Origin of the sequence: Flavobacterium ammonificans (assembly GCF_020885975.1) — a bacterium.
Classification (GTDB): Bacteria; Bacteroidota; Bacteroidia; order Flavobacteriales; family Flavobacteriaceae; genus Flavobacterium; species Flavobacterium ammonificans.
Window position 1 is genome coordinate 59867 of the sequence record NZ_AP025183.1, and the last position, 22071, is coordinate 81937.

Sequence of the window (22071 nt, forward strand, 5' to 3'; positions counted from 1 at the left end):
AAAACCGCAGATTCGCAGATTAATGATAATCTGCGAATCTGCGGTTTCATTTTTAAAATTAAAAAGTTTTAGACACTGTATTAATGGCTTGAATGGTAACATCTAAATCTTCATAAGTCAACGCATCAGTAATAAACCAGGTTTCGTATGCCGATGGCGCAATATAAATTCCTTCTTGCAACAAACCGTGGAAGAATTTCTTGAAGGTGTCATTATCTCCTTTGGCAGCCGATTGAAAATCAACTACGGGATTGGCATCAAAATGAACCGAAATCATAGAACCTACTCTATTAATTGTAAAAACAACATTATTCGCTTTTAAAACACGGTCAATTCCTGCCGCTAAATAGGCTGTTTTTTCTTCTAATCGTTGAAAAATTGCAGGGTCGTTATTCAAAGCTTGTAACATCGCTAATCCAGCAGCCATAGCCAATGGATTTCCAGACAAAGTTCCCGCTTGATAGACTGGACCTAAAGGTGCCAAATGATTCATAATTTCAGATCGAGCTGCAAATGCTCCCACTGGCAAACCACCTCCAATTACTTTTCCGAAACAAACAATATCCGCTTGAATACCATACAATTCTTGCACACCGCCTTTTGCCAAACGGAAACCCGTCATTACTTCGTCAAAAATCAACTGAATACCATTATCGGTACACAATTGGCGAAGGCCTTCTAAAAATCCTTTTTGTGGCGGAATACAACCCATATTTCCTGCAACAGGCTCCACAATAATGGCGGCAATTTCATTTTTATTGGCTTCAATTAAAGTCGCTACATTTTCTAAATCATTGTAACGAGCCAATAAAGTATCTTTAGCTGTACCTTCGGTTACTCCAGGACTATTAGGCGAACCAAAAGTAATCGCTCCACTTCCTGCCTGAATTAAAAACGAATCCGAATGACCGTGATAACAACCTGCAAACTTGATAATTTTATCTCTTTTAGTATAGCCACGCGCTAATCGAATGGCACTCATACACGCCTCCGTTCCTGAATTTACAAAACGGATTTTGTCGATATTGGGCACCATTGAAACCGCTAAAGCAGCAATTTGCGTTTCTAATTCGGTAGGCATCCCAAAAGAAGTTCCCAATTTAGCTTTAGCCACAACTGCCTCTACAACAGGTTCAAAAGCATGGCCCAACACCATTGGCCCCCATGAATTGATATAATCAATTAATCGATTACCGTCTTCGTCATACAAATAGGCCCCTTTAGCACTTTTTACAAAAATAGGAGTTCCTCCTACCGCTTTAAACGCTCTAACAGGTGAGTTTACACCTCCTGGAATTACTTTTTCGGCTTCAGCAAACAGCTGACTGCTTCTTTGGTATATCATTGTTATTGTATTTTGTATTTATTTTAATCGAAGTTTTTGCCCCACATAAAGGGAGTTATCGATCATGTTATTTTTTTGTTTTACGGTTTCTATATCCAAATTAAACCTCTTTGCTATAGAAAATAAAGTATCTCCTTTTTGTACTTCGTATTCGCCTTGGGCTTGACTATCAGCAACGGGTGCCGACTCCATTTTCTTTTTGTTTAAAGTGAATTTTTTGCCCAAAACCTGACTATCGAATTGGTATAACTCATAACTTTCAATGTAGGATATTAACTTCTGAGGATAGTTTGGGTCAGTAGCATAGCCTGCTAATCGCAATCCTTTTGCCCAAGCTTCATAATCATCTTTTGGCAATTCAAATAAAGTAGCATAGCGATTTCTTCCTGTTAAAAATGTGGCGTGATCTTTAAAGGATTCTGCTGGATCATTGTATTTTCTAAAACATTCCTGAGCCGCATCATCATCTTTCAATACACTTTCACCTTTCCAATCATTATGGCATTTGATCCCAAAATGATTATTAGCTGTTACTGCTAGCGAGCTTTTCCCTGCTCCCGATTCTAAAATTCCTTGGGCTAGAATTATACTCGCTGGAATACCATAATTTTTCATATTGCTCATTGCTACATCCTTGTAATTGGCAATATAATCATTGACCGTTCCATTCACCGTAATGGATTTCGTAGGTTTTGATACGGTAGTTTTTTTGTTTCGATTCGAATTATAACGATCGTCTTTTTGAGTGACTATCACCGATTTCTTAGCATGACAACCTACCAAAAGTAGTAATACGAAAACAAGAGCTATTTTTTTAATCATGAGTATGTAGTATTGGTACACCTTTATTTTTTAATTTTAAATTCATGCCTTGAATCCCTTGAATCCCACCAGTATGAATCAATAGAATTGTAGCATTTTCTGGAAAGTAGTTTTTCTCAATTAAATCCACTATCCCAAAAACCATTTTTCCGGTGTAAACCGGGTCTAGAGGAATTTTAGTCTTTTCTAAAAATCGATTGATAAAATCAACCAAGTCCGTATTTACTTTTCCATATCCTCCAAAATGATAATCGGTAATTAATTCCCAATTTTCATTTTGCACAAAATTACGAATTTCATCTTGTAAAAAGTCCCCTTTTAGCGCAGGAAATCCTAAAATTTTTTGATGTGGTAATGCACTATTTATAATACCCGAAATTGTCCCGCCAGTTCCAATGGCACAAGCCACATAATCAAAGATACCATCTTCTTGAGTCAATATCTCTTCGCACCCTTTTATAGCAAGTGCATTTGTACCACCTTCGGGAATAAGATAAAAAGAACCAAATTTGTTTTCCAATTGTGCCAAAAAAGCAGCATCCGTTTTCAAACGATAGTCCTCTCTGGAAACAAATTCGAATTGCATCCCACATTCTTGAGCAAATTTAAGCGTAGGATTAGACGCTATTTTGTCTGCTAATTCATCCCCACGGATGATTCCTATAGTTTGAAATCCATTTTCTTTTCCTGCATAGGCTACCGCTGCAATATGATTCGAATAGGCCCCACCAAAAGTTAAAAGTGTGGATTGATTTTCGGTATTTGCTTGTAGTAAATTGTACTTTAATTTTCTGAATTTATTACCTGAAACAAATGGATGAATCAAATCTTCTCGTTTCATAACAAGGGAAATTCCGTTTGGTAATTCGATGGCAATAGATTGATTCAAAAAAATTGAAATATAAAATGTTAATTATTTAGTAAGAATTACAATGACCTCTATTTAATTTATAAATTTGTTTACAAACTAATTACTGTATACAACTGATTTATGGATAGGCAAAGTAATGAAAATAAATTAACAGCAGAAGAAGATTTCTATTACACCCCTGAAGGATATAAATGTTTTACGGAAAAATTCCATCTTAAACGTGGATATTGCTGCAAAAGCGGTTGTCGACATTGTCCTTACGGGTTTGATAAAAAAACGAACACCATTCGGAAAAAATAAATTTTAGGCATACTAATTGATTATTACTATTGAAATCAATTTCCAACTCTTAAAAACAATTATGATGAAAACAATTCAATTTTTATTTGTAGGTCTCCTTTTTACGATAGTATCCTGCGGTCCTATGGTAAGTATTAGTGCAGATTATGATACCAATGTTGACTTTTCAAAATACAAAAGTTACGCTTATTATAAACCAGGAATCGATAAAGTAGAAATTTCTGATTTAGACAAACGAAGAATTTTAAGAGCTATTGACGAAAAAATGCTTGAGAAAGGATTTGTAAAAAGCGAAACACCTGATCTTTTGATTTCTATATTCACAAAGTCTCGTGAACAGGTAAATGTAAATCAGTTCAATACTGGCTGGGGATGGGGTCTTGGCTGGGGTTGGGGATGGGGTTGGGGTTGGAATCCATTCATGATGGGTGGTCAACAAACCGCAGTATCTACTTCTACTGAAGGAACCTTATATATCGATTTTATCGATGCTACTAAAAAAGAATTGATTTGGCAAGGAGAAGGTTCTGGCGTATTAACAAAGAATAGCCCAAAAAAGGAACAACGAATTAAAGAATTTGTAACTACTATTCTATCCCAATACCCGCCAACAATAAGTAAATAAATACCAACCTCCTTAATTGGAGGTTTTTTATTAAAAATACAATCAAAAGAAAGAAACAAATTGTATTTTTGAATTAAAATTAACAAACAATGAATCTTTTTGACGAAGCCGTAATTGCTCAACAGCAACTTCAAAGTGTAATTTCTCCTACGCCATTACTAGAAAACAGTATTCTTTCTGAAGAATTTGCTGCTACTATTTTGTTGAAACGAGAAGATTTACACAAAGTAAGATCTTATAAGATTAGAGGTGCGTTTAATAAAATTAATTCGTTAACCCCCTCCGAAAAAGAGCAAGGTATTGTGTGTGCTAGTGCTGGAAACCATGCGCAAGGCGTGGCTTTTTCCTGTAATATGTTGCAAATTAAAGGCAAAATTTACATGCCTAAAACCACTCCAAAACAAAAAATCAAACAAGTTCAACTATTTGGTAAATCGTATATCGAAATTGAACTAATTGGAGACACCTTTGATGACGCCTACGCTAAAGCTGTTACCGATGCAAAAGAAGCTAACAAAATTTTCATTCATCCATTCAATGATTATAAAGTTATTGCAGGACAAGCTACTGTTGGATTAGAAATTTTAGAATCACATAAAGAACCTATTGATTTTATTTTTGTCCCTATTGGAGGCGGAGGTTTATCGGCTGGACTATCTACTGTTTTTGAAAAATTAAGTCCAAATACTAAAATTATTGGTGTAGAACCTGAAGGTGCTCCAACAATGAAAACTGCTATAGCAGCTGGAAATAATGCCCCTCTAGCCTCAATTGATAAGTTTGTTGATGGCGCTGCAGTAAAGCAAGTGGGAGATTTGACTTTCGAAATATGTAAAAATTATCTTGATGATATCATTTTAGTTCCTGAAGGAAAAGTGTGTACAACCATTTTGCGTTTGTACAACGAAGAGGCTATGGTAGTAGAACCTGCAGGGGCTTTAACTATCGCTGCTTTGGATTTTTACAAAGATAAAATTAAAGGAAAAACCGTTGTTTGTATCGTGAGTGGTAGTAACAATGATATAGAACGAACTGCTGAAATTAAAGAACGTTCTTTATTATATGAAGGCTTAATGCATTATTTTATTATCCAATTTCCACAAAGACCTGGTTCATTAAAAGAATTTGTTAGTGAGATATTAGGCCCGGAAGATGATATCACCTATTTTCAGTTTACTAAAAAGAACAATCGAGAATCAGCTCCAGTTGTCGTGGGATTAGAATTGAAAAACAAAAACGACATTCACGCAATTAAATCGAAAATGACAGAAAGAGGCTTTCAATACAATTACATCAACGAAAAACAAGATCTATTCAATCAATTGATTGGATAATTAAAACTGTACCGTTGGGTAATTTTCCTGTAATTTCGTGATTTTTTCTTGCAGTTTTGACAAGAATTTTTGATGACTTTCGGATGTTGGATTAAAGGGTTTGTGCAACAAACTCTTTTGTATAGCATCAATATCATCTAATGTAGACAATACCGTTTCAGAAATGGCAGTAGCTTTAAATCGTTGCCAAATATAATCTATTGCCATGGTGCTTGGATGCAATAAATCTTCTCCATAAAAACGATAATCACGCAATTCATCCATTATAATTTCATAGGCCGGAAAGTAATAGGCTTTGTCTAACAAATGATCCGAAAGTAAATTCTGTAAAGCTGTTATCAAATGCGCTTTACTTCGTTGGTTTTCTACAAAACCATCCTTGATATGTCGTACCGGCGAAATGGTAAATACAAACGAACAATTGGGATTCAATTTCCGAATAGCATCTACCGTATTTTGAATTGAAATTTCTATTGATGCTACTGATAGAACACGTTTGTCAAAATGCGATTGTGGCATTTTATGACAATTTGCCACTACAGCTCCTGATTTTTTCTCTTGATACACCCATGATGTTCCATAAGTGATCATTACATGAGTGGCTGCTTTAATTTTTTGATGAGTCGATTCCACTTTCGCATTAAGACCCTCTAAAAATTCCTGTTTATTATCAGAACTCAAATCAGAATGGACTTCATAACAATGAAACCGTTCGTTATGAAAAAAGATATCCTCTTCAGTAAACTTGATTTGATTGACAGCTCGAACTATTAATTTTTCAATAGATACTGGATTAAAAATTATCCCAAACGGATTAGTCGTATTATAAAATTTAAAATAGTCTAATTTCTCTCCCATGTTCACTGCAAAGCATGACCCTAAAGACAACATACTAGCATTGAAGTCAATTGGATTGGTTGAATTTGGAATAGGTATAAGAGTAGTGAATTTCATTTTCTGTATTTTGTTACTACAATGTACGATTTTTTTATAAATAGTTGCGACATAACTTCAACTATTCTACTTCATAACAAAGCCCTTAAAAAGCAGTACTTTAAAAGGGCTTATGAACTATTGTAGTATATTATTTTATAAAATCAACTGCTTTAGATAAAGCCTCAGCAATTCCAGCTACATTTTTTCCACCGGCAGTAGCAAAGAACGGCTGTCCTCCTCCTCCACCTTGAATAAATTTACCGAGCTCACGAACTACTTGTCCGGCATTCAGGTTTTTGGCAGCTACTAATTCTTTCGAAATATAGCAAGTTAACATCGGTTTGTCTTCTTCGGCTGTAGCCAAAACTAAAAACAGATTGGTACCTAAATTGCCTAATTCATACGCCAAATCTTTAGCACCCTCTGGATTCAATTCGACTTGTGTCGCCAAGAATTGAACGCCATTTACTTCTTGTATTTGGGAAGCCAAACTCGCTTTCAAATGTTTCACTTTGTCTTTCATCAAAGCTTCAATTTGTTTTGCCAATTTCGCATTTTCGTCTTGCAAATTAAGAACGGCTTTCAAAATATCTTGAGGGTTTTTCAAAGCGCCTTTAATATCATTCAAAGTAGTTTCATACGAAGCAAAATGCGCTTTTACAGCATCACTTGTAATCGCTTCAATACGACGGATACCTGCAGCCACCGCACCTTCAGATACAATTTTGAAATGCCAAATTTCAGCCGTGTTATTCACATGGATTCCACCACACAATTCCATACTTTCGCCAAATTTAATCGCACGAACGTTATCTCCATATTTCTCACCAAACAAGGCCATCGCACCTTCGTCTAAGGCTTGTTGAATTGGAATGCTTCTTCTTTCTATCAAAGGCAATTGCTCTTGAATACGAGCGTTAACAAAATCTTCTACCGCTTGCAATTCTTCGTCCGTCATTTTAGAAAAATGTGAAAAGTCAAAACGCAAGTAATTTGGGTTAACCAAAGATCCTTTTTGCTCCACATGCGTTCCTAAAATACTTCTCAAGGCTTGGTGCATCAAGTGCGTAGCCGAGTGATTGCGAGACGATAAAGTTCTCAAATCCGTATTTACTTTTGCCACAAAACTAGCCGTTACATTTTCGGGTAATTGCTTCGCCAAATGCAAAATCAAATTGTTTTCTTTTTTGGTATCGATAATTTCAATAGTCTCGTTAGCCGAAACTAAAGTTCCCTTATCTCCCACTTGTCCTCCGCCTTCTGGATAAAAAGGTGTAGCATCCAAAACGATTTGGTACAAAACCCCGTCTTTTTTACTGTCAACTTTTCTGATTCTCGAAATTTTAACTTCATTTTCTGTTTGGTCGTAACCAACAAATTTTTCCACATTTCCAGGAATCAAAACCGACCAATCTTCGGTTGAAACTTCCGAAGCAGCACGGGAACGTGATTTTTGCTCATGCATCGCTTTCTCAAAACCAGCTTCGTCTAATTGGTAGCCTCTTTCTCTTAATATCAAAGCCGTTAAGTCAATTGGGAATCCGAAAGTATCGTACAATTCAAACGCTTTTTCTCCTGAAATTTCAGTTCCAGCAGTTTGATTCATTACATTTTCCAATAACTGCAATCCTTGATCTAAGGTTCTTAAAAATGATGCTTCTTCTTCACGAATCACATTGGTAACCAAGGTTTGTTGCGATTTAATTTCAGGGAAAAATTCACTCATTTGGTTAGACAATACTGCAACCAACTCATAAATAAAAGGTTCTTTCGTATTTAAGAACGTAAATCCATAACGGATGGCACGACGTAAAATACGACGAATAACATAACCCGCACCTGTGTTTGATGGCAATTGACCATCCGCAATAGCGAAAGCTACAGCACGAACGTGATCGGCCACCACACGGATAGCAATGTTGGTTTTATTTTGTTCCTCTGAAACATCTTTAATTTCGTTGGATGTGTATTTTAAACCTGTAATTTGTTCTACTTTTTCAATTAACGGAGTGAAAACATCAGTATCGTAATTCGACGTTTTTCCTTGTAAGGCCATGCACAAACGCTCAAATCCCATTCCGGTATCAACGTGTTGCGCTGGTAATTTTTCTAAAGAACCATCCGCTTTACGGTTGAATTCCATAAATACATTGTTCCAAATTTCAACCACTTGTGGATGATCATTGTTCACCAAACTCTTACCAGAAACCAAAGCTTTCTCTTCTTCTGAACGCAAATCCACATGGATTTCAGAACAAGGTCCGCAAGGTCCTTGGTCACCCATTTCCCAGAAATTGTCTTTTTTATTTCCTAAAATGATACGGTCTTCATCAATTAATTCTTTCCATAAATCCCAAGCTTCTTGATCAAAAGGTACATTTTCGTCTGGATTTCCTTCAAAAACAGAAACGTATAAGTTTTCTTTTGGAATTTTATACACCTCTGTTAATAATTCCCATGCCCAATTGATAGCGTCTTTCTTGAAATAATTACCAAAAGACCAGTTCCCTAACATTTCGAACATCGTGTGGTGGTAGGTATCAAAACCTACATCCTCTAGATCGTTGTGCTTACCCGAAACACGAAGACATTTTTGCGTATCGGCAATTCGTTGGCTTTTTGGAGTTCCGTTACCTAAAAAGTACTCTTTGAACTGGGCCATCCCTGAGTTATTAAACATTAGGGTTGGATCGTCTTTGAGAACGATAGGAGCTGAAGGAACGATAAGATGTCCTTTACTTTGAAAAAAGTCCAAAAATTGTTTACGTACGTCTTGTGATTTCATTTGTTTATTGAAATTATTGTTTGAAATTAAAATCAAATTGGTCGCTCTTTACTATTTCAGCAAGAGCTCCAATTAAGTTAATATTCAAAACTCGAATTGTTATTTTATTCCTAAAAAGTAAAAGAACCTATGAAACATTTATTAAATTTGTTCGACTAACTTTGTTAAGAAGTGCAAAAATAGGGTATTTTAAAATATGTCGAAAGTAAAATATTATTACGATTCTGAAAATCTAGCATATCGAAAAATAAAAACTAAAAAAACTAAGAAATTTGGATTTTTTATGCTGTTTTTGTTGGCTTCAGCATTGTTTGGTTTTTTAAGTTTCGTTATTTTATTAAACACACCTTATTTTGAAACTCCCAAAGACCGATTACAAGCAAGAGAAATTGACAATTTAAAATTGAATTATTCAATTCTAAATAAAAAAATTGACGAGTTAAATGCAGTTGCAGCTGCCATAGAAGAAAGAGACAATACTATTTATAGAACGTATTTTAATACCGCACCTATTTCTGATGAGGAGAGAAAATCGGGTATGAAATCAAAAAATAGGTATGCTGAATTGGAAGGGTATGACAACTCAAAATTAGTACAGAAAACAACTCAACGAATCGATATTTTAACCAAAGCATTAGCAGTGCAGTCGAAATCGCTGGATGAAATAGTACAACTTGCCAAGGCAAAAAACAATTTACTAAGTGCAATTCCAGCTATTCAGCCGGTAAAAAATGAAAATTTGAAGCGCATAGCATCTGGATATGGTTACCGTTCTGATCCCTTTACTAAAGCAAGAAAAATGCACGAAGGGATGGATTTTACAGCCAAAACAGGCACTCCAATTTATGCCACAGGTGATGGTGTAGTAGCTCGAGCTGACAACACCGCTTCGGGATTTGGAAATCATATTGTGATTCGGCACGGTTACGGCTATCAAACCTTATATGCGCATTTGAGCAAATACAAAGCGCGCAGAGGTCAAAAAGTAAAAAGAGGAGATATTATAGGGTATGTAGGAAGCACTGGTCGATCGGAAGCGCCTCATTTACATTACGAAGTACACAAGAACAACAGAGTAGTAAATCCGCTCAATTTTTATTATGGAAACATTTCAGCAGTGGAATATGTTGCCATTTCTAAATTAGCTAATCAAGAAAATCAATCATTAGATTAATGCATATCAATTTATCAGCAGACAAAAGGTATTATAGTATTGGCGAAGTCGCTAAAGCTTTTGGAGTAAACGCATCACTTATTCGTTTTTGGGATAGCGAATTCGACATTTTAAAGCCGAAAAAAAATGCCAAAGGCAATCGAATGTTTACCCCTGAAGATGTGAAAAATCTTCAATTAATTTTTCATTTGGTCAAAGAAAGAGGCTTCACTTTAGAAGGTGCCAAAACACATTTGAAAGAAGGTCAAAAGAAAACTTTAGATAAATTTGATATAATCAATAAATTGGAAACCATTAAGGCACAATTATTGAGCATAAAAAGTGAATTATAATTAAATAAATAAACAATCAACCTTAAATTAAATTAAAAATGGACTTTAAAAAATTCTTACCTTGGATTATAGTGGCTGTAGTAGTAATTGGGCTTTTCAGCTGGATAAAAGGAATCAACAACACAGCGGTAACATATGAGCAAGACATTAATGAGTCTTGGGGAAATGTACAAACGGCTTATCAAAGAAGAAATGACTTAATTGGCAACTTAGTAAATACGGTAAAAGGCGCAGCTGAGTTTGAAAAAAGTACATTGACTGCCGTTATTTCAGCGAGAGCTAAAGCGACTTCAATTACTGTTGATCCAACTAATGTAAGTCCTGCACAATTGGCAGCGTTCAACTCAGCACAAAGCGGTGTGAGTAGTTCCTTATCTAAATTATTAGTTTCAGTGGAAAAATATCCTGACTTGAAAGCCAATGAAAATTTCTTGAAATTACAAGACGAATTGGCAAGCACGGAAAATCAAATTTTAACGGCTAGAACACGTTTCAACGAAGCGGTAAAGCCGTATAATACACATATCAAAACGTTCCCAAATTCTCTTTTTGCAGGGATGTTCGGGTTTAAAGAAAAACCTTATTTTGAAGCTGCTGTTGGAGCTGACAAACCGGTAGAAGTAAAATTCTAATTCAAAACAGTAACTCCATATGCAACCAGATACTATTTTTTTAACCAAAGAAGACGAAAACGAAATTGTTGAAGCCATTCGTTTGGCCGAAAAAAATACTTCTGGCGAAATACGAGTTCACATAGAACAAACGACTTCCAAAGTGCCTTTTGATAGGGCTTTGGAAGTTTTTTATGAATTAAAAATGAATGAAACGCAATTACAAAACGGCGTCTTGATTTATTTGGCTATAGCCGACAAACAATTTGTCATTTGCGGGGATAAAGGAATTAATGAGGTGGTAGCTACTGATTTTTGGGACAGTACCAAAGAAATTATGGCGGCTCAATTCAAACAAGGCCACTTCAAACAAGGATTAATTGACGGAATTGCGCAAGCAGGCGAACAATTGAAAACCTATTTCCCTTGGCAAAATGACGACACTAACGAATTATCAAACGAAATCTCAAAAGGATAATGAAAGCATTTTTAACTACCCCCTTTTTTAAAGTATTCGTTTGTTTATTATTCACGCAATGGGGTTGGGCTCAATTTACCATTCCTGAAAAACCCCAATTTCAAACTTCGGTCTATGACTATGCCAAAGTACTAAGCAAGACAGAAAAATCACAATTAGAAGAAAAACTCGTACGTTATTCGGATTCTACCACTACCCAAATTATCATTGTTACCATTGAAAGTTTGAAAGGCGAAGACGTGAGCCAATTAGCTACCAACTGGGCGCAAACTTGGGGAATTGGTCAAGCCAAAGAAGACAATGGTGTCGTTATTTTATTGGCAAAAGCCGAAAAGAAAATAGCCATCAATCCTGGTTATGGTTTGGAAGATCGATTAACTGCAGGGACTGGTGGTGAAATTATCCGAAATATTATTATACCCGAATTCAAAGCGGGAAGTTATTTCAAAGGCTTGGACAAAGGAACTGATGCCATAATAGATGTTTTTAAAGGCAAATACAAAGGAACACGAAAACAAAAGAAAGGCGAAGATTTTCCAATACTTCCGTTTATAGTTATCATAGTTATTGTCTTGATCTTATTTTCAAGAAATAAAAAAGGCGGCGGCAATTCAGGAGGTTCAGGCAGTTTTGGTGGAGGCCCAAGTTTTTTAGATATTCTCGTTTTAAGCAGCTTAGCCAGCGGCAACAGAGGCGGTTTCGGAGGTTCATCAGGTGGCGGATTTGGTGGCGGAGGCTTCGGAGGAGGTTTTGGCGGCGGTGGATTCTCTGGTGGAGGTTCTAGTGGAAGTTGGTAATTTATTTTGATTTCTAATCAATTGCCAACTATATTTGTACCAATAACTGTATTAGATGCTTTCACACAAAACCAAATACGCACTTAAAGCTTTGTTATTTCTTGCTCAACAAGAGCCTGGATATATTGCGCGTACCATTGAAATTGCAGATACAGCTGCGATACCTAAAAAGTTTTTAGAGCAAATTTTATTGGATTTAAAACGTGCCCATTTGGTTGGTAGTAAACAAGGAAAATTTGGTGGATATTACTTAATTAAATCCTCAAATGAAATTACTATGGCTGATATTCATCGATTATTTGATGGTGCCATCGCATTACTCCCATGTGCTTCTTTGAATTTTTACGAACCTTGTTCCGATTGTAAAAGTGAGTCAGAATGTGGATTAAGACACGGTTTAATTGCTATTCGAGAAGAAACCCTAAAAACGATGCAAGGCATTACTATTGCCTCTCTTGTAAAAAAATAAAAAAATATTTTATAAACTCTACTAATTTTATAGAATTAATTATACATTTGCACCCGAATTAAAAATTATATTCAATTATGAAAAGTGCTATCCTACTAATAAGTAAGAAAAAAATCAGAAAATATCAAAGTAAACTAATCTATTCTAACAATTGTATGTGCTTAAGCTAGTTCAAAAAAAAATATTTTTAAACTCGACTATTTACATATAATTAAAATACAATGAAAAACAATACTTTACAAAACTTAATTTCAAGTCTTATTTTACTAATTACCACTACTCTTTTTGGGCAAGCTGATGTAGAAGGAATAGTGAAAGATAAAAACAACCAACCTTTAGAATTGGCCAATGTACTGATTAAAGGTACGAAGTATAATACCGTATCAGATAACAATGGAAAATTCACTATTGACACTCGAGAAAAACTACCTTTTACTTTAATTGTTCAATATGTGGGACACCAAACCGCTGAGGTTCGATTTACAGCTTTACCAACTAGTCCTATTGAAATCATTTTGAAAAGTGAAAATCAATTGAATGATGTAGTGATCACCTCCAGACGTAGAATTGAAAAAGCACAGAATGTGCCTATACCGATCTCTGTTGTAGGTGGAAGACAAGCTGAACAAGCGGGAGCATTTAATGTGAACCGTTTAAAAGAGTTAGTACCTTCTGTACAATTGTATTCTTCAAATCCAAGAAATACGACCATCAATATTAGAGGACTTGGTTCTACTTTTGGTTTAACCAATGACGGAATTGATCCTGGCGTAGGATTCTATGTTGACGGAGTGTATTATGCCCGTCCTGCTGCAACCACGCTTGATTTTGTTGATGTGGATCAAATTGAAGTTTTACGCGGTCCACAAGGAACACTTTTTGGTAAAAATACTACTGCTGGAGCTTTTAACGTGACGAGTAGAAAAGCGAGTTTTACATCGGGCGCCAACTTTGAATTGAGCTATGGTAATTATGGTTTCATTCAGGCAAAAGCTTCCATTACAGGAGCTCTAAGCAAAAAAATTGCTGCTAGATTGTCTTTCTCAGGAACACAACGTGATGGATTATTGGAAAACGTAGTAACCGGAAAATCGGTTAACGATTTAAACAACCAAGGAGTACGAGGCCAATTGTTGTATACACCAACCGAAAATACAGATATTACTCTAGCTGTTGATTATTCTAAACAAAGACCCGATGGTTATGCGCAAGTAGTTGCAGGAGTGGTACAAACTAACAGAGCTGCTTACCGCCAATTCCATAACATCATCAGTTCGTTAGGCTATAGTTTACCAAGTACTAATCCGTTTGACAGAAAAATCGATCACGATACACCATGGCGTTCTGGGCAGGATTTAGGTGGTGCCTCTTTGAACATTAATAGTAAAATTGGAAATGGAAAATTAACAGCCACCTCAGCTTGGCGTTTCTGGAATTGGGATCCGTCAAACGATAGAGATTTTACAGGATTGTCTGTATTACGTTTGTCGCAAGCTACTTCAAAACACCAACAATGGTCACAAGAAATTCGCTATGCAGGAACATTTTTATCCAAAGTAACAGGAGTTATAGGTGTTTTTGGAATTGGACAAGATTTAAAAACAGATCCATACCATATCGAAGAATCAGGGGCTGCACAATGGCGTTTCTCACAAGATTCAACTGATCCACTTTGGCAAACCGCTGGTTTATTTAATGGCTATGGATTCAAAACTAAATCTACTTTAAATACTGTGAGTGGAGCTATTTTTGGTCAAACTGATTGGGAGATTACGGATAAGTTACACTTGTTAACTGGTTTGCGTTATAACTATGATTCGAAAAAAATTGATTATAGTAGAACTACGTACGGCGGACTTCAAACAACAAATACTGCATTATTAGCCATAAAGAAAAAAGTGTATTCTGATCAAGCCTTTAAAGTGGATGTAGAAGACACTAACTTTTCAGGCAACCTAACTGTAGCCTACAAAGTATCAGAGAAAATCAACACTTTCGCCACCTTTGCTAATAGCTACAAACCAGTGGGAATTAATTTAGGTGGAATTCCGTCAGATGCTAACGGCCCAATTATAGCATTGGCTAAAATAAAACCAGAAAAAGTAAATCATTATGAAATTGGAATTAAATCAACACCTTTTAACAACACTACAATCAACTTGACTGTTTTTAATACCGATATTGACAACTACCAAACCTTAGTACAAAGTGAAGACCCTACATTAAACCGTGGATATCTTGCTAATGCAGAAAAAGTAAGAGTTCGTGGATTTGAAGCCGATTCAAGAATCACTATCAGCCAATATTTATCGTTCAATGCGGCATTAACCTATAATGAAGGTCACTATGTTAGTTTCAAAAACGCACCTTTACCTTTAGAAGAAACAGGTTTGAAAGTGAATGGGGTTTCTGTTTTTTCCAAAGATGTTTCGGGGGGTCAATTACCAGGTATTTCAAAATGGATTGGCTCTCTTGGAGGAGATTTGTCTAAAGAAGGTCAATTTTTCGGAAACCAAGGACGATTCTTTTTAGCAATTGATTCGTATTCAAGATCTAGCTTTTCGTCCAGTGCCACTCCTTCAAAATATTTGAATATCCAGGGGTATAGTATCTTTAACGGACGAATTGGATTTAGAGCCTCAGAAGGGCTGTCTGTGTACCTATGGGGTAGAAATCTATTGGACAAAAACTATTTTGAACAATTGTTACCAGCCGCAGGAAATGCAGGGCATTATGCCGGAGTATTGGGAGATCAAAGAACTTTCGGACTCACACTTCGTTACAACTTATAATATAACAAAAAGTGCTACTCTAGAGTAGCACTTTTTATTTATTATCGAACTTTACTTTTAACAACTAGTTTATGTAAATACTTCGGTAAAAAACGTTTAAAATAGACTCCTAATATCTCGTTTTTAGCAATATAAACTTCAAATTTCTTTCGTTCTATCGCTCGAATCATTTTAGGTATGAATTCAGACAATTCCATTCCGTTTTCAGTTGATTCACTATTTTTAGCCTGAGGACTACCATCGGCGGTTAAGGCATTAATCGCTACATTAGTTTGAACAAATCCTGGACAAACTAGAGTCACCTCTATACCATCTTTTTCGTGTTCCATGCGCAATACATCAAAATAACCGTGCAAAGCGTGTTTTGCTGCACAATAGCCAGAACGATATGGTGCTCCAAATTTCCCCATCAAACTGGTAACCGTTACATAATGACCCGACTGATTTTGTATAAAATGAGGTAAAAGTGCCTTAGTTAATGCAATGGTTCCAAAATAATCAACATCCATAATTCTTCTGTCAACGTTGAAATCCGTTTCAGCAATTAAAGACCGCTGACTAATTCCCCCATTATTAACTAAGACATCTACTTTTCCAAAAAAAGAAATCGCTTTAGCTACTACAATTGATGCATTGTCAAAATCCAATAAATCAAAAGGCAACACTTGAACTTGATCAGTAGGATAATTAGCTTTGAAAGCTTGTAGGGCTGATTCATTTCGAGCTGATATAATCAACCTACATTTTTTGGTAATTAAGGCATGAGCTAAGGCCTCTCCTATTCCACTTGATGCTCCTGTAATCCAAATGACTTTATTGTTTAATTTCATTTTTTAACCTATTTTTAGTTAATAAATATAAAAAAGTCCCGACAAAACAGGACTTTCAAATTATTTTTCTCTAATATATATATCAATTGGCACTCCAGAGAAGTCCCATTTTTCTCTTATTTTATTTTCCAAATACCTTTTATAAGGTTCTTTTACATATTGCGGCAAGTTAGCAAAGAATACAAACTGTGGCGTTTGCGTCGGTAACTGCATGCAATACTTAATTTTCACATATTTCCCTTTGGTAGCTGGTGGCGGATACGCTTCAATTACTTTCAACATGAATTCATTGAATTTAGATGTTGGAATACGTTGTTGTCTATTTTCATATACCTGAACCGTAGCCTCTAATGCTTTTAACAAACGTTGTTTAGTCAAAGCCGAAACAAAAAGAATAGGCACATCAGTAAACGGCATTAACTCTTTTCTAATTTTTTCTTCGTAATCGCGGGTAGACATGGTATCTTTTTCAACTAAATCCCATTTGTTTACTAAAATCACGACTCCTTTACGGTTTTTCTCAGCCAGCCAAAAAATACTTTGATCTTGTCCTTCAAATCCTCGGGTAGCGTCGATAATCAAGATACAAACATCCGCATGCTCAATGGCTCTTACAGAACGCATGACCGAATAAAATTCTAAATCTTCTTTCACTTTCGCTTTACGACGAATTCCAGCCGTATCCACTAAGTTGAACTCAAACCCAAAACGGTCAAATTTAGTATCAATGGCATCACGAGTTGTTCCAGCAATATCAGTCACCATGAAGCGGTCTTGACCAATTAACGCGTTGATAAAACTCGATTTCCCTGCATTGGGTCTTCCTACCACAGCAAAACGAGGCAATTCTTTATCTTCTTCTTTTGGTTCTGGTTTTTCAGGAAAAGCATCAATTAAAGCATCTAACAAATCTCCCGTTCCACTTCCTGAAATACTCGCAAAAGTGAAATAATCGCCTAAACCAAGATTATAAAACTCTACCGCATCCTTCTCACGCATGGCATTGTCCACCTTATTTACAGCTAACAAAACCGGTTTAGTAACTTTGCGTAATAACTTGGCTACCGTTTCGTCCATAGGCGTAATCCCTTCTTCCACATCAACCACAAAGATGATTACATCAGCCTCATCGATTGCTAATTCTACTTGTTTACGAATCTCACCCTCGAATACATCATCCGATCCACGCACATATCCTCCTGTATCAATAACAGAAAACTCTTTTCCGTTCCACTCACTTTTTCCGTAGTTTCTATCTCGGGTTACCCCTGAAACTGAATCTACAATAGCTTCTCTTCGTTGAATTAAACGATTAAAAAGGGTCGATTTTCCTACGTTAGGTCTCCCTACTATGGCTACTATGTTATTCATAATCTAATTTCAAATATTGTGCAAAGGTACGCTATTATTTTATATGCTACTATGGTGGTGCGTGAAGGATAGTAGTGGAAATCCTTTTTAAGTTGACTGAGGTTCTCGAAGGCAACTTAAAAAGATTGAAACGGATAGCCTGACCCTTGTGGTCACGCCAAAAAAATTATTGGTTGTATCCAAAACGTTTTAACATATTGGCATTGCTTCGCCAATTTTTATTGACTTTGACATACAATTCAATGTGGATTTGTTTGCCAAAGAACTTCTCTAAATCGGCACGAGAATCTATTCCTACTTTTTTCAAAGCGGCGCCTTTGTGACCAATGATGATTCCTTTTTGGGTATCGCGTTCCACCATAATCAATGAACGAATGCGAATGATATTTTCATCTTCAAAGAATTCTTCGGTTACGATTTCAACCGCATACGGAATCTCTTTGCTGTAATTCAACAAGATTTTTTCCCGAATGGTTTCGTTCACAAAGAAACGTTCCGGTTTGTCCGTCAATTGGTCTTTTGGATAATAGGCTGGCGATTCGGGAAGCAATTCGATGATGCGTCCAAAAACTTCAGGCACATTGAAATTTTGCAAAGCGGAAATTGGAAAAATTTCGGCATTGGGAACTTTTGCCGTCCAAAAAGCCACTTGCTCCTCCAATTGTTCTTGATTCGAATTATCGATTTTGTTTAATAACAACAAGACCGGAATTTTGGCGTGGATGATTTTATTAAAAAAGGCATCGTCTTTTAATTCTTGTTCGCCAATTTCGACCATATAAATCAAAATATCCGCGTCTTCAAAAGCCGACTTCACAAAGTTCATCATCGATTCCTGCATTTCATAAGCGGGTTTGATGATTCCAGGTGTGTCTGACAAAACCAATTGAAAATCTTCTCCGTTGACAATTCCTAGAATTCTATGACGCGTCGTTTGTGCTTTAGAAGTGATAATAGACAACCTTTCGCCAACGAAAGCGTTCATTAAGGTTGATTTTCCTACGTTTGGATTTCCAATGATATTTACAAAACCTGCTTTGTGTGCCATTTACTGCTTTTTATTTTTTGCAAAGGTAGTTATATCAAGCTAATAGAAGAAATAAAAGATTTTTTAATTTTTTTTGTTGCAATAGTCAAATTTGGTTGTATATTTGCACTCGAAACATCGCGGGATAGAGCAGTAGGCAGCTCGTCGGGCTCATAACCCGAAGGTCACAGGTTCGAGTCCTGTTCCCGCTACTAGTTGTACCAATGACCTCAAGAGAAATCTTGAGGTTTTTTTATGGACTCAAATAAGTCTATAAAATCTTCCATTTCGTCAACTAAAGATTCGATTTTTTGGTCTGAATAGTCTACTAAGACAAAACCTCAAAAGTAATTTTGAGGTTTTTTTATGCACAAAAATCAATCACTGGTTCTCCCGAAACTTCGGGACTGTTCCCGCTACTAAGTCAAACCTCAAAAGCAATTTTGAGGTTTTTTTATGCCTTTAATTCCCAATTAAAAAATCTAGCTTTTAACTAAAAATTAATAGTCGTTCTATTTTATTCTGATTAATAAACTTTAATTTTAACGATTATGAAAAAGAATACTACAAAAGGTTTTTTCTTCAAGCCCTACGAAGCTCCCTTTGAGACTCCGTTTGAAAAGCTGTTTAAAATTTTCAAAGAATTAATCACACATACCTCTGGTGATTTTGATGAAGCTATTGATTGGTTGCGCCAATTGGATGTAGAATATAAACTAACTGATGCGAACTATACGATTGATGATTTTGTTGAAGATTTAAAGAAAAAAGGCTACATCAAAGAAGAAGTCGATGGAGACGGCAACTCGGGCACAAAAATCACCTCCAAAACAGAACGCGCGATTCGCCAACAAGCCTTAGATCAAATTTTTGGTAACCTGAAACAATCCAAAACAGGAAGTCACAATACCAAATCTTCAGGAAAAGGCGATGAACAAACTGGAGAATTCAGAGAATACCGCTTTGGAGATGGATTGGATAGCATATCGATAACCGAGAGTTTACGCAATGCGCAAATCAATAATGGCTTAGACAAATTCAAACTCACGGAGAACGATTTGATTGTGGAAGAGTCCAAATTCAAAGCACAAATGAGTACCGTTTTAATGATTGACATCAGTCATAGTATGATTTTGTATGGCGAAGACCGAATTACTCCTGCCAAAAAAGTAGCCATGGCATTAGCTGAGTTAATCACTACGCGCTACCCAAAAGACACGATTGATATTTTAGTTTTTGGGAATGATGCTTGGCCGATTAAAATAAAAGATTTGCCGTATTTGCAAGTGGGTCCTTATCACACCAATACGGTTGCTGGATTGCAATTAGCTATGGACATCCTGCGAAGAAAACGAAATACCAACAAACAAATTTTCATGATCACTGACGGGAAACCAAGTTGTGTAAGAGAGAAAAACGGCGACTATTACATGAACAGCAATGGATTGGATCCGTACATAACAGAGCAATGCTACAATCAAGCGGCTCAGGCAAGAAAATTGCACATTCCTATTACCACTTTTATGATTGCGAGTGATCCTTATTTACAACAATTTGTAAATCAGTTTACCGAAGCCAATCAAGGAAAAGCGTTTTATACCGGCTTAAAAGGTTTGGGAGAAATGATTTTTGAAGATTACGAAACCAACCGAAAAAAGAAAATTAATTAGACAATTGAACAGCAATATGACAATAGACAACATCAATACCTTAGGCGAATTAAAACGCTACGGCTACCAATCGAAAAATATAAAAGACGAATTACGAGACAACCTTCGCAACAAAATCAAAGCGGGAGAAGTGGCTTTTGAAGGTGTTCACGGATTTGAAAACACCGTAATTCCAGAACTGGAACGAGCTATTTTATCGAGACATAATATCAATTTATTAGGACTTCGTGGTCAAGCCAAAACGCGCATGGCACGCAAAATGATTGAATTGCTGGACGAATATATTCCAGTGGTGGCAGGTTCTGAAATTAACGACGATCCTTTGAATCCTCTTTCTCGTTTTGCCAAAGATCTCATTGCTGAAAAAGGGGACGCTACTCCTATTCAATGGCTGCACCGCTCGGAACGATTTTTCGAAAAACTAGCTACTCCAGATGTGACCGTAGCGGATCTTATTGGAGATATTGACCCCATCAAAGCGGCTACATTAAAACTCTCTTATGCTGATGATCGTGTAATTCATTTTGGAATGATTCCGAGAGCCAACCGCTGTATTTTTGTCATCAATGAATTACCTGATTTACAAGCGCGCATTCAAGTGGCCTTGTTTAATATTCTACAAGAAGGCGATATTCAAATCCGTGGATTTAAATTGAGATTGGCTTTGGATTTACAATTTATATTTACAGCCAATCCTGAAGATTATACCAATCGTGGTAGTATTGTAACTCCGCTTAAAGATAGAATTGGCTCTCAAATTCTGACGCATTATCCAGAAACAATTGCCATTGCAAGAGCGATTACCCAACAAGAAGCAAAATTGCTTAGCCAACAATCAGAAACAATTCACGTGCCGTCTTTAGCAAAAGATCTATTAGAACAAATCAGTTTTGAAGCCAGAGAAAGTGAATTCATAGATAGTAAAAGTGGCGTAAGTGCTCGTTTAAGCATTACTGCCTATGAAACATTATTGAGTACAGCGGAACGCAGATCACTACAATCGGGGACAGAAACGACTACCGTGCGATTATCTGATTTTATGGGAATTATTCCAGCTATTACTGGAAAAGTAGAATTGGTCTACGAAGGCGAACAAGAGGGAGCTGCAGCCGTTGCCCAACATTTAATTGGCGATGCGATTCACACTTTCTTTCCTGCATTTTTTCCAAAAATTGAGAAACTAGAACGCGATGTGGAGTCAAGTCCGTATGCGCAACTACTGGAATGGTTTTTTGCCGAAACCGGTTTTGAATTGCTCGATGATTCATCGGATGAAGAGTATCAAAAAACTTTAGACGCTATTCTACCATTAAATGATTTAATTGAGAAATACCAAGCTGATTTCCCAAAAGAAGATCGCTACTTTTTAAAAGAATTTATTTTATGGGGATTAGTAGAATACGACAAATTAAGTAAAGACCGCTTTGAAAAAGGCTACCAAATAAAAGACTTGTATAGTAATTACATCAACAAATTGAATAGTTAAAGTAATTCAACCATAC

General features: G+C 36.2%; 20 protein-coding genes and 1 tRNA gene. 13 read left to right on the top strand and 8 right to left on the bottom strand.

Going from position 1 to position 22071, the window contains the following annotated elements; translation table 11 throughout:
• Positions 1-58 precede the first annotated feature (58 nt).
• From hemL to LPC23_RS00270, 3 genes are read right to left on the bottom strand one after another with little or no spacing between them, the layout of a single operon-like run.
• Positions 59-1345 carry a glutamate-1-semialdehyde 2,1-aminomutase gene (gene hemL, locus LPC23_RS00260; RefSeq protein WP_229330139.1) on the bottom strand — a complete coding sequence of 429 codons (1287 nt, stop codon included), beginning with the start codon at positions 1343-1345 and terminating at the stop codon, positions 59-61.
• A gap of 18 nt (positions 1346-1363) precedes the next feature.
• Entirely contained in the window at positions 1364-2167 is an 804-nt protein-coding gene (locus LPC23_RS00265) for a glucosaminidase domain-containing protein (RefSeq protein ID WP_229330141.1), read from the bottom strand.
• On the bottom strand, positions 2160-3056 hold the full coding sequence (locus LPC23_RS00270) for a 1-aminocyclopropane-1-carboxylate deaminase/D-cysteine desulfhydrase (protein WP_229330143.1): 897 nt from the start codon (positions 3054-3056) through the stop codon (positions 2160-2162). The genes LPC23_RS00265 and LPC23_RS00270 overlap by 8 nt, the downstream gene beginning before the upstream one ends.
• Before the next feature lie 102 nt (positions 3057-3158).
• On the opposite strand from LPC23_RS00270, the gene LPC23_RS00275 reads away from it, so the two are divergent.
• The 3 genes from LPC23_RS00275 (at position 3159) to ilvA (ending at position 5297) form a co-directional block, all read left to right on the top strand.
• On the top strand, positions 3159-3338 hold the full coding sequence (locus LPC23_RS00275) for a C1orf53 family protein (RefSeq protein WP_229325364.1): 180 nt from the start codon (positions 3159-3161) through the stop codon (positions 3336-3338).
• A gap of 64 nt (positions 3339-3402) precedes the next feature.
• Positions 3403-3963, top strand: a complete 561-nt coding sequence (locus tag LPC23_RS00280; protein ID WP_229331595.1) for a DUF4136 domain-containing protein — start codon at positions 3403-3405, stop codon at positions 3961-3963.
• An 89-nt stretch (positions 3964-4052) separates the two neighbouring features.
• The gene (ilvA, locus tag LPC23_RS00285; protein ID WP_229330145.1) at positions 4053-5297 is read left to right on the top strand and encodes a threonine ammonia-lyase IlvA; all 1245 of its coding nucleotides are present in this window, start codon (positions 4053-4055) and stop codon (positions 5295-5297) included.
• On the opposite strand, the gene LPC23_RS00290 is transcribed toward ilvA, so the two are convergent.
• Together LPC23_RS00290 and alaS are read right to left on the bottom strand one after the other, a co-directional pair.
• Positions 5298-6251 carry a GSCFA domain-containing protein gene (locus tag LPC23_RS00290; RefSeq protein WP_229330147.1) on the bottom strand — a complete coding sequence of 318 codons (954 nt, stop codon included), beginning with the start codon at positions 6249-6251 and terminating at the stop codon, positions 5298-5300.
• A 130-nt stretch (positions 6252-6381) separates the two neighbouring features.
• Complete coding sequence (gene alaS / locus LPC23_RS00295) at positions 6382-9018, bottom strand: alanine--tRNA ligase (protein ID WP_229330149.1); 2637 nt, start codon at positions 9016-9018, stop codon at positions 6382-6384.
• 196 nt (positions 9019-9214) lie between these two features.
• On the opposite strand from alaS, the gene LPC23_RS00300 reads away from it, so the two are divergent.
• The 7 genes from LPC23_RS00300 to LPC23_RS00330 all read left to right on the top strand — a co-directional run bounded on the left by LPC23_RS00300 (position 9215) and on the right by LPC23_RS00330 (position 15671).
• On the top strand, positions 9215-10192 hold the full coding sequence (locus tag LPC23_RS00300) for a M23 family metallopeptidase (RefSeq protein ID WP_229330151.1): 978 nt from the start codon (positions 9215-9217) through the stop codon (positions 10190-10192).
• On the top strand, positions 10192-10524 hold the full coding sequence (locus LPC23_RS00305) for a MerR family transcriptional regulator (protein ID WP_229330153.1): 333 nt from the start codon (positions 10192-10194) through the stop codon (positions 10522-10524). The genes LPC23_RS00300 and LPC23_RS00305 overlap by 1 nt, the downstream gene beginning before the upstream one ends.
• A 38-nt stretch (positions 10525-10562) precedes the next feature.
• Positions 10563-11156: a LemA family protein gene (locus LPC23_RS00310; RefSeq protein ID WP_229330155.1), complete on the top strand. Its 594-nt coding sequence runs from the start codon at positions 10563-10565 to the stop codon at positions 11154-11156.
• Between the two features lie 19 nt (positions 11157-11175).
• The gene (locus tag LPC23_RS00315) at positions 11176-11613 is read left to right on the top strand and encodes a TPM domain-containing protein (protein ID WP_229330157.1); all 438 of its coding nucleotides are present in this window, start codon (positions 11176-11178) and stop codon (positions 11611-11613) included.
• Positions 11613-12410, top strand: coding sequence for a TPM domain-containing protein (locus tag LPC23_RS00320; protein ID WP_229330160.1), 798 nt, complete (start codon positions 11613-11615; stop codon positions 12408-12410). Before LPC23_RS00315 ends, LPC23_RS00320 begins: the two co-directional genes overlap by 1 nt.
• A gap of 55 nt (positions 12411-12465) precedes the next feature.
• Complete coding sequence (locus tag LPC23_RS00325; RefSeq protein ID WP_229330162.1) at positions 12466-12879, top strand: RrF2 family transcriptional regulator; 414 nt, start codon at positions 12466-12468, stop codon at positions 12877-12879.
• 221 nt (positions 12880-13100) lie between these two features.
• Positions 13101-15671, top strand: a complete 2571-nt coding sequence (locus LPC23_RS00330) for a TonB-dependent receptor (RefSeq protein WP_229330165.1) — start codon at positions 13101-13103, stop codon at positions 15669-15671.
• Between the two features lie 41 nt (positions 15672-15712).
• On the opposite strand, the gene LPC23_RS00335 is transcribed toward LPC23_RS00330, so the two are convergent.
• The 3 genes from LPC23_RS00335 to era form a co-directional block, all read right to left on the bottom strand.
• Positions 15713-16501, bottom strand: coding sequence for an SDR family oxidoreductase (locus tag LPC23_RS00335; protein ID WP_229330167.1), 789 nt, complete (start codon positions 16499-16501; stop codon positions 15713-15715).
• A 60-nt stretch (positions 16502-16561) separates the two neighbouring features.
• Positions 16562-17872 carry a ribosome biogenesis GTPase Der gene (gene der, locus LPC23_RS00340; protein WP_229330169.1) on the bottom strand — a complete coding sequence of 437 codons (1311 nt, stop codon included), beginning with the start codon at positions 17870-17872 and terminating at the stop codon, positions 16562-16564.
• A gap of 166 nt (positions 17873-18038) precedes the next feature.
• Complete coding sequence (era, locus tag LPC23_RS00345; protein ID WP_229330171.1) at positions 18039-18920, bottom strand: GTPase Era; 882 nt, start codon at positions 18918-18920, stop codon at positions 18039-18041.
• Between the two features lie 118 nt (positions 18921-19038).
• Here era and LPC23_RS00350 point away from each other — a divergent pair.
• The 3 genes from LPC23_RS00350 to LPC23_RS00360 all read left to right on the top strand — a co-directional run bounded on the left by LPC23_RS00350 (position 19039) and on the right by LPC23_RS00360 (position 22055).
• Positions 19039-19111 (top strand) — tRNA-Met (locus tag LPC23_RS00350).
• 339 nt (positions 19112-19450) lie between these two features.
• On the top strand, positions 19451-20569 hold the full coding sequence (locus LPC23_RS00355; RefSeq protein ID WP_229330173.1) for a vWA domain-containing protein: 1119 nt from the start codon (positions 19451-19453) through the stop codon (positions 20567-20569).
• 16 nt (positions 20570-20585) lie between these two features.
• Positions 20586-22055, top strand: a complete 1470-nt coding sequence (locus LPC23_RS00360) for a magnesium chelatase ATPase subunit I (RefSeq protein WP_229330175.1) — start codon at positions 20586-20588, stop codon at positions 22053-22055.
• Positions 22056-22071: the final 16 nt, after the last annotated feature.